Consider the following 13292-nt stretch of genomic DNA (forward strand, 5'->3'; position numbering starts at 1 on the left):
AAAGGATGATTGAAGCAGACCGTCTGGTCTCGGCAGGCAGTGTTCAGACAGAAGATCTGGTGGACAGGGCGATCCGCCCGAAACTGCTTGATGAGTATATTGGCCAGCCACAGGTGCGTTCGCAGATGGAGATCTTTATCCAGGCGGCGAAACTTCGCGGCGATGCCCTCGATCACCTGTTGATTTTCGGCCCGCCGGGGCTCGGGAAAACGACCCTCGCAAATATCGTCGCCAATGAGATGGGCGTTAACCTGCGCACCACCTCCGGCCCGGTGCTGGAAAAGGCAGGGGATCTGGCGGCGATGCTGACCAACCTTGAACCCCACGACGTGCTGTTTATCGATGAGATCCACCGCCTGTCACCGGTGGTGGAAGAGGTGCTCTATCCGGCGATGGAAGATTACCAGCTGGATATCATGATTGGCGAAGGTCCGGCTGCGCGTTCGATTAAGATCGATCTGCCGCCTTTCACGCTGATTGGCGCCACCACCCGCGCCGGGTCGTTAACGTCACCGCTGCGCGATCGTTTCGGCATTGTGCAGCGTCTTGAGTTTTATCAGGTGCCCGATCTCCAGCATATCGTCAGCCGCAGCGCGCGCTTTATGGGGTTGGATATGAGCGAAGAGGGGGCCTTTGAAGTGGCGAAGCGTTCCCGCGGGACGCCACGTATCGCCAACCGGCTGCTGCGCAGGGTGCGTGATTTTGCCGAGGTGAAGCACGACGGCACTATTTCGCATGAGATCGCCGCCCAGGCGCTGGATATGCTGAACGTCGATGCTGAAGGGTTCGACTATATGGATCGCAAGCTGCTGCTGGCGGTGCTGGATAAATTCTTTGGCGGGCCGGTCGGGCTGGATAACCTGGCGGCGGCGATTGGCGAAGAGCGTGAGACCATTGAAGATGTGCTGGAGCCCTATCTGATCCAGCAGGGCTTTTTGCAGCGTACGCCGCGCGGGCGCATGGCGACGGTGCGGGCCTGGGATCACTTTGGCATTACGCCGCCGGAGATGCCGTAACCTCGGCGGAAGTTGCCGGATGGCGGCTGCGCCTTATCCGGCCTACAAAAGCGCGATCCTGTAGGCCCGGTAAGCGTAGCGCCACCGGGCAATTAATGACCTTAGCTGGCTGGTTTCTTCATCATGCTGAAGATAAACAGCACTGCCGCGCACAGCACGACCGACGGTCCGGCAGGGGTGTCGTAAAACGCCGAGAAGGTGAGCCCGCCGGTGACGGCAATCATCCCTACACCCACGGCTACACCGGCCATCTGCTCCGGGGTACGGGCAAAACGACGGGCGGTGGCGGCTGGGATAATCAGCAGTGAGGTGATGATCAGCGCCCCGACAAACTTCATCGCCACGCCAATGGTCAGGGCAGTGACCAGCATCAGTAGCAGCTTCACGCGCTGCAGCTTCACGCCATCTACAAAGGCTAAATCCGGGCTGATGGTCATAGCCAGCAGGTTACGCCACTGCCACAGCAGGATTGCGAGGACAATCACCACCCCGATGGCAATGGCGATCAGATCGTCAGGTGTCACCGCCAGCAGATCGCCAAACAGATAGGCCATTAGATCCACGCGGATATTGGACATCAGGCTGACCACCACCAGACCCAGCGACAGGGCGCTGTGGGCCATGATCCCAAGCAGCGTATCCACCGCCAGGTGCGGGCGCTTCTCCAGCCAGACCAGGCCGGCGGCCAGCAGCAGCGTAACCACAATCACCGCGTAGAATGGATTCACATCCAGCAGCAAACCAAACGCCACCCCCAGCAGGGAAGCGTGCGCCAGCGTATCGCCAAAGTAGGACATCCGGCGCCAGACAACAAACGAGCCCAGTGGACCCGCCGCGCAGGCGAGCATCATCCCGGCCAGCCAGCCGGGCAGTAAGAGTTCAATCATGAGTTACCGTTTCCCCGGCGAAGGACAATGCGTCCCTGCAAATCATGGCGGTGGTTGTGATGGTGGCGATAAATGCCCAGCTGTTCGGCACCGCGAGGACCAAACATCGAGATAAACTCCGGATGCATGGAGACCACTTCCGGCGTGCCGGAGCAGCAGATGTGATGGTTAAGACAAAGCACTTCGTCCGTTTTCGCCATGACCAGATGCAGGTCGTGCGACACCATCAGCACAGCGCAGTCCAGCTCTTTACGTAGCTGATCGATGAGGTCATACAGGGCAACCTGACCGTTGACATCCACGCCCTGAGTCGGCTCGTCGAGCACCAGCAGCTGCGGCTTATTCAGCAGGGCGCGGGCCAGCAGCACGCGCTGGGTTTCGCCGCCGGAGAGTTTTTGCAGGGGCGCGTCGATAAGATGCCCGGCCTGTACCCGCTTGAGCGCCGGAAGAATATCCTCTTTACGCGTATCGGGACGCAGACGCAGGAAACGGCTGACCGTCAGCGGCAGCGTGGCGTCCAGATGCAGTTTCTGAGGGACATAGCCAATACGTAGCTGCCGATCACGCTTGATCAGGCCCGCATCGGGTGCTACCAGGCCGAGTACAACCCGCACCAGCGTTGATTTACCCGCGCCGTTGGGGCCGAGTAACGTCAGAATTTTGCCAGGCTTCAGATCCAGCGAAACGTCAGAGAGGACGCGGCGCTGGCCAAATGAAACCGAAATATTTTCGAGAGAAACCAAAGTCGTCATATCAATTTATGCTTGCAGAAGTCATCGAATGTTATAATATCACATTCCACATGTTCATTACGATGATTAGTCGCATTATGTTACAGAAAAATACGCTTCTTTTCGCAGCATTATCCGCTGCTCTTTGGGGTACCGCAGTACAAGATGTTAACGCCGCCGTTGTCGCTTCGCTTAAACCGCTCGGTTTTATCGCTTCCGCTATCGCAGATGGCGTCACCGAAACCCAGGTTTTATTGCCTGATGGCGCGTCAGAGCATGACTACTCCCTGCGCCCTTCGGACGTAAAACGTTTACAAAACGCGGACTTAGTTGTATGGATTGGCCCGGAGATGGAAGCCTTCATGCAGAAGTCAGCGAGTCAGTTGCCTGACGCTAAACAGGTTAACATCTCTGGCCTTGCAGGTGTGAAACCGCTTCTCATGAAAGGGGCGGATGATGACGAGCACGACCACGATCATGGCCACGGTGCCGAGGAAAAAGGTGACGAGCATCACCATCACGGTGACTACAACATGCACCTTTGGCTTTCACCAGAAATAGCGCGGCTGTCAGCGGTTGCAATCCATGAAAAATTAGTGGAACTTATGCCGCAAAGTCGAGCCAAACTAGACGCCAACCTGAAGGATTTTGAGGCACAACTTGCCGCAACCGACAAGCAGGTGGGTACCGAGCTCGCACCATTGAAAGGTAAGGGATATTTCGTTTTTCATGATGCCTATGGCTACTACGAAAAACACTACGGTCTTACGCCGCTTGGCCACTTCACCGTGAATCCAGAAATTCAACCTGGTGCGCAGCGTTTACATGAAATCAGAACACAGTTGGTTGAGCAAAAAGCGACCTGCGTTTTTGCTGAGCCACAGTTCAGGCCAGCGGTCGTTGAAGCCGTGGCAAGGGGAACGTCCGTCCGTATGGGCACCCTTGACCCACTGGGAACCTCTATCCAGTTGAGCAAAGCGAGCTATTCACAGTTCCTCAGCCAACTGGCGAACCAGTATGCGAGCTGCCTGAAAGGAGATTAACGAGGAAGTGATTACGTGCAACAGATAGCCCGCTCTGTCGCCCTGGCATTTAACAATCTGCCCCGGCCCCACCGCGTCATGCTGGGGTCGCTTACAGTTCTCACCTTAGCGGTCGCCGTCTGGCGGCCCTTTGTATACCACCCAAATTCCGCGCCAGTTATCAGAACCATTGAGCTGGAAAAGAGTGAAATTCGCTCCCTGCTGCCGGAAGCCAGTGAACCTATCGACCAGGCCCCGCAGGAAGAAGAAGCGATTCCGCAGGATGAGCTTGATGAAAAGACCGAAGCCGAAGTGGGCGTACACGAATATGTCGTGTCAACGGGCGATACATTAAGCAGCGTTCTGAACCAGTACGGCATTGAAATGGGTGAAATCAGCCAGCTTGCTGCGTCTGATAAAGATCTGCGGAACCTGAAAATCGGTCAACAGCTCTCCTGGACCCTCACCGATAACGGTGACTTGCAGCGCCTGACCTGGGAAGTCTCCCGTCGTGAAACCCGTACTTACGATCGTACTGAAAACGGTTTCAAGATGAGCAGCGAAATGCAGCAGGGTGACTGGGTTAACAGCGCCATCAAAGGTACCTTAAGTGGCGGCAGTTTTGTTGCCAGCGCCCGTGATGCGGGGCTGACCAGCGGTGAAATCAGCTCGGTGATCAAAGCCATGCAGTGGCAGATGGACTTCCGTAAGCTGAAAAAAGGCGATTCGTTTTCGGTGCTGATGTCCCGCGAAATGCTGGACGGCAAGCGCGAGCAGAGCCAGCTGCTGGGCGTCCGTCTACGCACGGATGGTAAAGATTATTACGCCATCCGCGCCGAAGACGGTAAATTCTACGATCGTAACGGTACGGGTCTGGCGAAAGGCTTTTTACGCTTCCCGACGTCGAAACAGTTCCGCGTCTCTTCGAACTTTAACCCGCGTCGTCTGAATCCGGTCACTGGCCGTGTTGCGCCGCACCGTGGGGTGGATTTCGCCATGCCGCAGGGTACGCCGGTTCTGGCTGTCGGTGACGGCGAAGTGGTAATGGCAAAACGCAGCGGCGCGGCGGGCTATTATGTCGCTATACGTCACGGTCGCACCTACACTACGCGCTATATGCACCTGCGTAAGCTGCTGGTGAAGCCGGGCCAGAAAGTGAAACGTGGCGACCGTATTGCGCTGTCGGGCAATACCGGGCGTTCTACCGGCCCGCATCTGCACTATGAAGTGTGGATCAACCAGCAGGCGGTCAACCCGTTAACGGCGAAGCTGCCGCGCACCGAAGGGCTGACCGGTAAAGACCGCACCGATTATCTGGCGCAGGTCAAAGAGGTTATTCCCCAGCTGACCCTGAATTAATTCAGCAGCGTTAAAAGCCGGTGCACTCCTGCACCGGCTTTTTCTTTTGTGCGTTGCACATGGCCTCGCTAAACTATCTCATCACTCTTTAAAGCATCACCCGCCCTGGAAAAAGCATGGAAACCAAAAAGAACAATAGTGAATACATTCCTGAATTTGAGAAATCGTTTCGTCATCCGCGCTTCTGGGGCGCCTGGCTGGGTGTCTATGCGTTTGCAGGTATTGCGATGCTGCCTCCCGCCCTGCGCGATCCGCTGCTCGGCAAAGTGGGGCGCCTGGCGGGCAAACTGGGCAAAAGCGCCCGTCGTCGCGCCCAGATAAACCTGTTTTACTGCTTCCCGGAGAAGAGCGAGGCAGAACGCGAAGCCATCATTGATGAGATGTTTACTACCGCGCCGCAGGCGATGGCGATGATGGCTGAGCTGGCCTTACGCGGGCCGGAAAAAGTGACCAGCCGGGTCGACTGGAAGGGGCTGGAGATCGTCGAAGAGATGCGTCGCAACGACGAAAAGGTGATCTTCCTGGTGCCGCACGGCTGGGGCGTGGATATTCCGGCGATGCTGATGGCCTCGCAAGGGCAAAAAATGGCGGCGATGTTCCATAATCAGGGAAATAAGGTCTTTGATTATGTCTGGAACACCGTGCGTCGTCGCTTCGGCGGACGCCTGCATGCCCGTAACGACGGGATCAAACCCTTTATCAAGTCCGTACGCCAGGGCTACTGGGGCTACTATCTGCCGGACCAGGATCACGGGCCGGAACATAGCGAGTTTGTCGATTTCTTTGCCACCTATAAAGCGACGTTACCCGCCATTGGCCGCTTGATGAAGGTGTGTCAGGCGCGGGTGATCCCGTTATTCCCCATTTACGACGGCAAAACCCATCGCCTGACGATTGAAGTCCGCCCACCGATGGACGATCTGCTCACCGCGGACGACAACACTATTGCACGCCGGATGAACGAAGAGGTGGAGATTCTGGTGGGGCCCCACGCGGAGCAGTACACCTGGATCCTGAAACTGCTGAAGACGCGCAAGCCCGGCGAGAAAGAGCCCTATAAGCGTAAAGAGCTCTATCCGAAGAAATAAAAAATCCCCCGGAAACGGGGGATTTTTTTATTGCCCGGCGGCGCTGCGCTTGCACGGGCCTACGGACCTGTAGGCCGGGTAAGCGCAGCGCCACCCGGCGAAACCGTCGGATTATTCGACGGTCATCACGCGGGTGGTGTTGGTCGAGCCGATGGTGCTCATCACATCGCCCTGAGTGACGATAACGATATCGCCGGAGACAAGATAGCCTTTGTCGCGCAGCAGGTTCACGGCGTCGTTCGCCGCGGCCACACCGTCGTTATTGCTGTCGAAGAACACCGGCGTCACGCCGCGATAGAGCGCGGTCAGGTTCAGGGTGCGCTCATGACGGGACATGGCGAAGATCGGCAGGCCGGAGCTGATACGGGAGGTCATCAGCGCAGTACGGCCCGATTCGGTCATGGTGATGATCGCCGTCACGCCCTTCAGGTGGTTCGCCGCGTACATGGCGGACATCGCAATCGCTTCTTCGACGTTGTCGAACTGAATGTCCAGACGGTGTTTAGAAACGTTGATGCTTGGGATCTTCTCTGCACCCAGGCAGACGCGCGCCATTGCAGCCACGGTCTCCGCCGGGTACTGGCCGGCAGCGGTTTCCGCAGAGAGCATCACGGCATCGGTGCCGTCGAGGACGGCGTTCGCCACGTCCATCACTTCCGCACGGGTCGGCATTGGGTTGGTGATCATCGACTCCATCATCTGGGTTGCGGTGATCACGGAGCGGTTAAGCTGACGCGCACGGCGGATCAGCGCTTTCTGGATCCCGACCAGTTCCGGGTCGCCAATCTCAACGCCCAGGTCACCACGGGCAACCATCACCACATCAGACGCCAGGATGATATCGTCCATAGCATCCTGGCTGCAGACCGCTTCAGCACGTTCTACTTTCGCCACGATTTTGGCATCGCAGCCAGCGTCGCGCGCCAGACGGCGGGCATAGTTCAGATCTTCGCCACAGCGCGGGAAGGAGACGGCCAGATAATCCACGCCGATATCCGCGGCGGTGATGATGTCAGCTTTGTCTTTTTCGGTCAGGGCTTCAGCAGAGAGACCGCCGCCCAGCTTGTTGATGCCTTTGTTGTTGGAGAGCGGGCCGCCAACGGTCACTTCGGTGAAGACCTTCATGCCCTGAACTTCGAGCACCTTCAGCTGAACGCGACCATCGTCCAGCAGCAGGATATCGCCCGGCACCACGTCAGCGGGCAGGCCCTTGTAGTCGATGCCCACTTTCTCTTTATCGCCTTCGCCTTTGCTCAGGTTGGCATCCAGCAGGAACTTATCCCCGATATTGAGGAAAACTTTGCCTTCTTTGAAGGTGGATACACGGATTTTTGGACCCTGCAGATCACCGAGGATAGCGACATGACGTCCCAGTTTTGCCGCGATCTCACGGACCTTGTCTGCACGTAATTTATGATCTTCTGGCGTACCGTGAGAGAAGTTCATACGCACGACGTTGGCCCCTGCGGCGATAATTTTCTCAAGGTTATTATCGCGGTCAGTAGCCGGGCCTAAGGTGGTAACGATCTTGGTTCTGCGAAGCCTTCTGGACATGTAATACTCCGTTGTCTAAAACAACCTGGTGTTGCGTGAACGATGATTCGGCACGTTGTCCGTCTTTAATAGCAACAGCAAACTTACCGAATGCCGAAAAAAGTAACAACTTTGTAATTGAAATCAGGGAATGTCACCCTTGATGAACAATTCTTTATCAAAACGCGATTCCTTGAGCGCTTCTTTGACACGCTTCAAGTTATCTCTGAATTTCGCCCCGCGGCGCAGGGTAAAACCGGTCGCCAGCACATCGATGACGGTGAGCTGCGCCAGACGGGACACCATCGGCATGTAGATATCGGTGTCTTCCGGCACGTCGAGCGTGATCGCCAGCGTCGCTTCACGCGCCAGCGGCGTCCCGGTGGAGGTGAGGGCGATCACCATGGCATCGTTTTCACGCGCCAGCTGGGCCAGTTCGACCAGACTTTTGGTGCGGCCAGTATGTGATATCAGCACCACCACGTCATCTTCGTTACAATTCATACAGCTCATGCGTTGCAGCACGATGTCGTCGGAATAGATAACCGGGACGTTAAAGCGAAAAAATTTATTCATCGCATCGTGAGCGACAGCGGCGGAGGAACCGAGGCCAAAGAAAGCAATTTTCTTCGCCTGGGTCAGCAGATCGACAGCGCGGTTAACCGAGGTCATATCCAGCGACTGGCGAACCTGATCCAGCGTCGCCATGGCCGATTCGAAAATTTTGCCCGTATAGGCTTCCACGCTGTCGTCTTCATCGACATTGCGGTTCACATAGGGCGTACCGTTCGCCAGACTTTGCGCCAGATGCAGTTTAAAATCGGGAAATCCGCGCGTCTCCATGCTGCGGCAGAACCGGTTGACGGTCGGTTCACTGACCCCGGACTCCTGTGCCAGGGCGGCAATGCTGGAATGAATGGCCTGAGCGGGCGCGGCGAGAATTACTTCAGCCACTTTTCGCTCGGATTTGCTAAGGTGTTCCAGTTGAAACTGGATTTTTTCCAGCATGTTCATTATTAACACAGCGCTCATCGGTGGAAGCGATTTCATAAATGGGTGAAATCGCGATTCGAATTAGCAAGAATATACGCCTGTGATAGTCCGAAAAGGACAAACCATGGAAAAAATGTTGTTGTTTTTTTTCATTACTTGATCGCTGTCGGATTTTAGCAACGGCGTGACTGAGCAAAGTTTCACCAGTTTCATCGCCCTTACCTTCGCTGCTGCGCGCTCCGGGCGAAATATCGCCGTATCGCACGGGAGGATAAGCGCAAATGGTTTCGGGAATGACGTAAAAGCAGTAGAGTGCATTGTAATAAAATTACAACGATATTCTGGCAAAAGCACCAGGATATCCAACTGAGGAGAATGACATGGCGGTAACGCAAACAGCCCAGGCATGTGACCTGGTCATTTTCGGCGCGAAAGGCGATCTTGCACGCCGTAAATTGCTGCCTTCCCTGTATCAACTGGAAAAAGCGGGTCAAATCCACCCGGAGACCCGCATCCTGGGCGTGGGCCGTGCGGACTGGGATAAAGACGCGTATACCAAAGTCGTGCGCGAAGCCCTGGAAACTTTCATGAAAGAGAAAATCGATGAAAGTTTGTGGGACAAGCTGAGCGGACGTCTCGATTTCTGCAACCTCGACGTTAACGACACGTCGGCATTTGCCAACCTGAGCGCAATGCTCGATCAAAAAAATCGCGTCACCATTAACTACTTTGCCATGCCGCCAAGCACCTTCGGCGCCATCTGCAAAGGGCTGGGTGAAGCGAACCTCAACGCCAAACCTGCGCGCGTGGTGATGGAAAAACCGCTGGGCACCTCCCTTGCCACCTCCCGCGAAATCAACGACCAGGTTGGCGAGTACTTCGAAGAGTGCCAGGTTTACCGTATCGACCACTATCTGGGTAAAGAGACGGTGCTGAACCTGCTGGCGCTGCGCTTTGCGAACTCCCTGTTTGTGAATAACTGGGATAACCGCACCATCGATCACGTTGAGATCACGGTGGCAGAAGAGGTCGGTATTGAAGGGCGCTGGGGTTACTTCGACCAGGCCGGGCAGATGCGCGACATGATCCAGAACCACCTCCTGCAGGTACTCTGTATGATCGCCATGTCTCCGCCGTCGGATCTCACTGCGGACAGCATCCGCGACGCGAAAGTGAAAGTATTGAAGTCACTGCGCCGTATCGACCGCTCCAACGTGCGTGAGAAGACGGTACGCGGCCAGTACACCGCCGGGTTTGCGCAGGGCAAAAAAGTGCCAGGCTATCTGGAAGAAGAGGGCGCGAACAAATCCAGCAACACCGAGACGTTTGTGGCGATCCGCGTGGACATTGATGACTGGCGCTGGGCGGGGGTTCCGTTCTACCTGCGTACCGGTAAACGTCTGCCCGCTAAATGCTCTGAAGTGGTTGTCTATTTCAAAAATCCAGAGCTGAACCTGTTCAAAGAGTCCTGGCAGGAGCTGCCGCAGAACAAACTGACCATCCGTCTGCAGCCGGACGAGGGCGTGGACATTCAGGTGCTGAACAAAGTGCCGGGCCTGGACCACAAACACAACCTCCAGACCACCAAACTGGATCTGAGCTACTCCGAAACCTTCAACCAGACCCATCTGGCGGATGCGTACGAACGTCTGCTGCTGGAAACCATGCGCGGTATCCAGGCGCTGTTCGTCCGTCGTGACGAAGTGGAAGAGGCGTGGAAGTGGGTCGACTCCATCACCGAAGCGTGGGCAGCGGATCAGGATGCACCGAAACCGTATCAGGCGGGCACCTGGGGACCGGTCGCCTCGGTGGCGATGATCACCCGTGATGGCCGTTCCTGGAACGAGTTTGAGTAAGGCGGACCGCTAATCCCTACGGGGTATTTTACCGGTAACATGATCTGGCTCAGGCCAGCGTGCGATTTTTAATCATTTAAGCCCCGGGTGGATTTCCACCCGGGGCTTTTTTTATTACACTGCCAGCAGCGATTTTGCCCCAGGGCTCCGGCAATCAAGCGTTTCAGCGATGTTATCGCCTGCTAAACACTTTGTTAATTCCAGAGCGCGGACAGATAAATGACAGGAGCTTCTATGAATTCGACTTTGTTACGGGTAACACAGCGCATTATTGAGCGTTCGAAACAGACCCGTTCTGCCTACCTTGCGCGCATCCAGCAGGCGAAGTCCGATACGGTCCATCGATCGCAGCTGGCCTGCGGCAACCTGGCGCACGGTTTTGCCGCCTGTAAGCCAGAAGATAAAGCCTCGCTGAAAAGTATGCTGCGTAACAATATCGCGATCATCACCTCCTATAATGACATGCTCTCGGCACACCAGCCATATGAGACCTACCCGGATATCATCCGCAAGGCGCTGCATCAGGCCAACGCGGTAGGCCAGGTAGCGGGGGGCGTGCCCGCCATGTGCGACGGCGTGACTCAAGGGCAAGATGGTATGGAGCTGTCGCTGCTGAGCCGCGAAGTGATCGCCATGTCCACGGCGGTTGGTCTGTCGCATAACATGTTTGACGGCGCGCTCTACCTCGGCGTGTGCGACAAGATTGTCCCGGGCCTGACCATGGCGGCGCTGTCGTTTGGTCATCTGCCTGCGCTGTTTGTGCCGTCAGGCCCAATGGCCAGTGGTCTCGCCAATAAAGAGAAAGTCCGTATTCGTCAGCTTTACGCCGAAGGCAAAGTTGACCGCATGGCGCTGCTGGAATCCGAGGCTGCCTCTTACCATGCCCCGGGGACCTGTACCTTCTACGGCACCGCCAACACTAACCAGATGGTGGTGGAGTTTATGGGGATGCAGCTGCCGGGCTCGTCGTTCGTCCATCCGGATGCTCCGCTGCGCGAAGCGCTGACCGCGGCCGCTGCCCGTCAGGTGACCCGCCTGACCGGTAACGGCAACGAGTGGATGCCGCTCGGTAAAATGGTGGATGAAAAAGTGGTGGTGAACGGTATCGTGGCCCTGCTGGCGACGGGCGGTTCCACTAACCACACCATGCATATGGTGGCGATGGCGCGTGCCGCCGGGATCCAGATCAACTGGGATGATTTCTCCGATCTGTCTGAAGTGGTTCCGCTGTTGACCCGTCTTTACCCGAATGGTCCGGCCGATATCAACCACTTCCAGGCGGCGGGCGGTGTACCGGTGCTGATGCGCGAGCTGCTGAAGGGCGGCTTGCTGCATGAAGATGTCAACACTGTGGCCGGTTTCGGCCTGCAGCGTTACACCCTGGAGCCGTGGCTGAACGAGGGCGAGCTGGACTGGCGTGAAGGGGCCCAGGCCTCGCTGGATGACAGCGTCATCGCCACCTTCGACAAGCCTTTCTCCCACCACGGCGGCACCAAAGTGCTGACCGGCAACCTGGGCCGGGCGGTGATGAAGACCTCCGCGGTGCCGGTGGAAAACCAGATCATTGAAGCCCCGGCAGTGGTTTTCGAAAGCCAGCATGATGTTCTGCCGGCTTTTGAAGCCGGTCTGCTGGACAAAGATTGCGTCGTTGTTGTCCGTCATCAGGGTCCAAAAGCGAACGGAATGCCAGAATTACATAAACTAATGCCGCCACTTGGTGTATTATTGGACCGCTGTTTCAAAATTGCATTAGTTACCGATGGACGCCTCTCCGGTGCATCGGGTAAAGTGCCTTCCGCTATTCATGTCACCCCGGAAGCTTACGACGGTGGACTGCTGGCGAAAGTGTACGATGGCGACATCATCCGCGTTAATGGTCAGACAGGCGAGTTGACCTTACTGGTGGATGAGGCGGTCCTGGCCGCACGTAAGCCGCATATTCCTGACCTGAGCGCATCGCGCGTGGGAACGGGACGCGAAATGTTCAGCGCGTTACGCGAGAACCTCTCGGGTGCAGAACAGGGCGCGACCTGTATTACGTTTTAAGACGACAAGAATTATCGATCTGGCGAGAGAAAAACTCTGATGAAAAACTGGAATACAAGTGCAGAAGCAATCCTGAAAACTGGCCCGGTAGTGCCGGTTATCGTGATCAATAAGCTGGAACACGCAGTCCCGATGGCGAAAGCGCTGGTTGCGGGCGGTGTACGCGTACTGGAAGTCACGCTGCGTACTGCCTGTGCAATGGATGCTATTCGCGCCATCGCCAAAGAAGTGCCGGAAGCGATTATCGGTGCGGGTACCGTACTGAATCCGCAGCAGCTGGCTGAGGTTACCGAAGCCGGTGCGCAGTTCGCCATCAGCCCGGGCCTGACCGAGCCTCTGCTGAAAGCCGCAACCGAAGGCTCCATTCCTCTGATCCCGGGCATCAGCACCGTGTCTGAACTGATGCTGGGTCTGGAGTACGGTCTGCAGGAGTTCAAATTCTTCCCGGCGGAAGCGAACGGCGGCACCAAAGCGCTGCAGGCTATCGCAGGTCCGTTCGCGAACGTCCGTTTCTGCCCGACTGGCGGTATCTCTCCGGCGAACTACCGTGACTACCTGGCGCTGAAAAGCGTGCTGTGCATCGGTGGCTCCTGGCTGGTGCCGGCGGATGCCATGGAAGCGGGCGACTGGGATCGCATCACTAAGCTGGCGCGCGAAGCGGTAGAAGGCGCGCAGCAGTAAGATTCAGGTATTGTGCGCGTTTTTTGCCGGGTGGCGGTTTCGCCTTACCCGGCCTACGATAAACGTCAAATGCCATACAA

11 protein-coding genes are annotated in these 13292 nt (G+C 56.6%); 7 read left to right on the forward strand and 4 right to left on the reverse strand.

Annotation, left to right across the window (positions count from 1 at the left end):
- The first annotated feature begins 5 nt into the window (after nucleotides 1–5).
- A complete protein-coding gene (gene ruvB / locus ACT3IC_RS18035; RefSeq protein WP_103180062.1) occupies nucleotides 6–1016 on the forward strand; it encodes a Holliday junction branch migration DNA helicase RuvB in 1011 nt (336 codons plus the stop codon).
- 101 nt (nucleotides 1017–1117) lie between these two features.
- Here the strand turns inward: ruvB and znuB are convergent, their stop codons facing one another.
- Both znuB and znuC read right to left on the reverse strand, forming a co-directional pair.
- Nucleotides 1118–1903: a zinc ABC transporter permease subunit ZnuB gene (znuB, locus tag ACT3IC_RS18040; protein ID WP_103180061.1), complete on the reverse strand. Its 786-nt coding sequence runs from the start codon at nucleotides 1901–1903 to the stop codon at nucleotides 1118–1120.
- Nucleotides 1900–2655, reverse strand: a complete 756-nt coding sequence (gene znuC / locus ACT3IC_RS18045; RefSeq protein ID WP_103822382.1) for a zinc ABC transporter ATP-binding protein ZnuC — start codon at nucleotides 2653–2655, stop codon at nucleotides 1900–1902. Before znuC ends, znuB begins: the two co-directional genes overlap by 4 nt.
- A gap of 77 nt (nucleotides 2656–2732) precedes the next feature.
- Between znuC and znuA the strand changes: the two genes are divergently transcribed.
- From znuA to lpxM, 3 genes are all read left to right on the forward strand, one after another.
- A complete protein-coding gene (znuA, locus tag ACT3IC_RS18050) occupies nucleotides 2733–3677 on the forward strand; it encodes a zinc ABC transporter substrate-binding protein ZnuA (RefSeq protein ID WP_159339660.1) in 945 nt (314 codons plus the stop codon).
- Nucleotides 3678–3692: 15 nt separating this feature from the next.
- Nucleotides 3693–5015, forward strand: a complete 1323-nt coding sequence (gene mepM, locus ACT3IC_RS18055) for a murein DD-endopeptidase MepM (protein WP_103180059.1) — start codon at nucleotides 3693–3695, stop codon at nucleotides 5013–5015.
- A 116-nt stretch (nucleotides 5016–5131) separates the two neighbouring features.
- Nucleotides 5132–6103 carry a lauroyl-Kdo(2)-lipid IV(A) myristoyltransferase gene (gene lpxM / locus ACT3IC_RS18060; RefSeq protein ID WP_156654755.1) on the forward strand — a complete coding sequence of 324 codons (972 nt, stop codon included), beginning with the start codon at nucleotides 5132–5134 and terminating at the stop codon, nucleotides 6101–6103.
- A 111-nt stretch (nucleotides 6104–6214) separates the two neighbouring features.
- Here lpxM and pyk read toward each other — a convergent pair whose 3' ends face one another.
- Both pyk and ACT3IC_RS18070 read right to left on the reverse strand, forming a co-directional pair.
- Nucleotides 6215–7657 carry a pyruvate kinase gene (pyk, locus tag ACT3IC_RS18065; protein WP_180209320.1) on the reverse strand — a complete coding sequence of 481 codons (1443 nt, stop codon included), beginning with the start codon at nucleotides 7655–7657 and terminating at the stop codon, nucleotides 6215–6217.
- A 123-nt stretch (nucleotides 7658–7780) separates the two neighbouring features.
- Nucleotides 7781–8686: a MurR/RpiR family transcriptional regulator gene (locus ACT3IC_RS18070; RefSeq protein ID WP_103180056.1), complete on the reverse strand. Its 906-nt coding sequence runs from the start codon at nucleotides 8684–8686 to the stop codon at nucleotides 7781–7783.
- 323 nt (nucleotides 8687–9009) lie between these two features.
- Between ACT3IC_RS18070 and zwf the strand changes: the two genes are divergently transcribed.
- The 3 genes from zwf (at nucleotide 9010) to ACT3IC_RS18085 (ending at nucleotide 13212) form a co-directional block, all read left to right on the forward strand.
- Complete coding sequence (gene zwf, locus ACT3IC_RS18075; protein WP_103180055.1) at nucleotides 9010–10485, forward strand: glucose-6-phosphate dehydrogenase; 1476 nt, start codon at nucleotides 9010–9012, stop codon at nucleotides 10483–10485.
- Between the two features lie 234 nt (nucleotides 10486–10719).
- On the forward strand, nucleotides 10720–12531 hold the full coding sequence (gene edd, locus ACT3IC_RS18080; protein WP_103180054.1) for a phosphogluconate dehydratase: 1812 nt from the start codon (nucleotides 10720–10722) through the stop codon (nucleotides 12529–12531).
- Nucleotides 12532–12570: 39 nt separating this feature from the next.
- On the forward strand, nucleotides 12571–13212 hold the full coding sequence (locus tag ACT3IC_RS18085; RefSeq protein ID WP_473478481.1) for a bifunctional 4-hydroxy-2-oxoglutarate aldolase/2-dehydro-3-deoxy-phosphogluconate aldolase: 642 nt from the start codon (nucleotides 12571–12573) through the stop codon (nucleotides 13210–13212).
- Nucleotides 13213–13292: the final 80 nt, after the last annotated feature.

The organism is Leclercia sp. GHBNCSD (genome assembly GCF_055805075.1).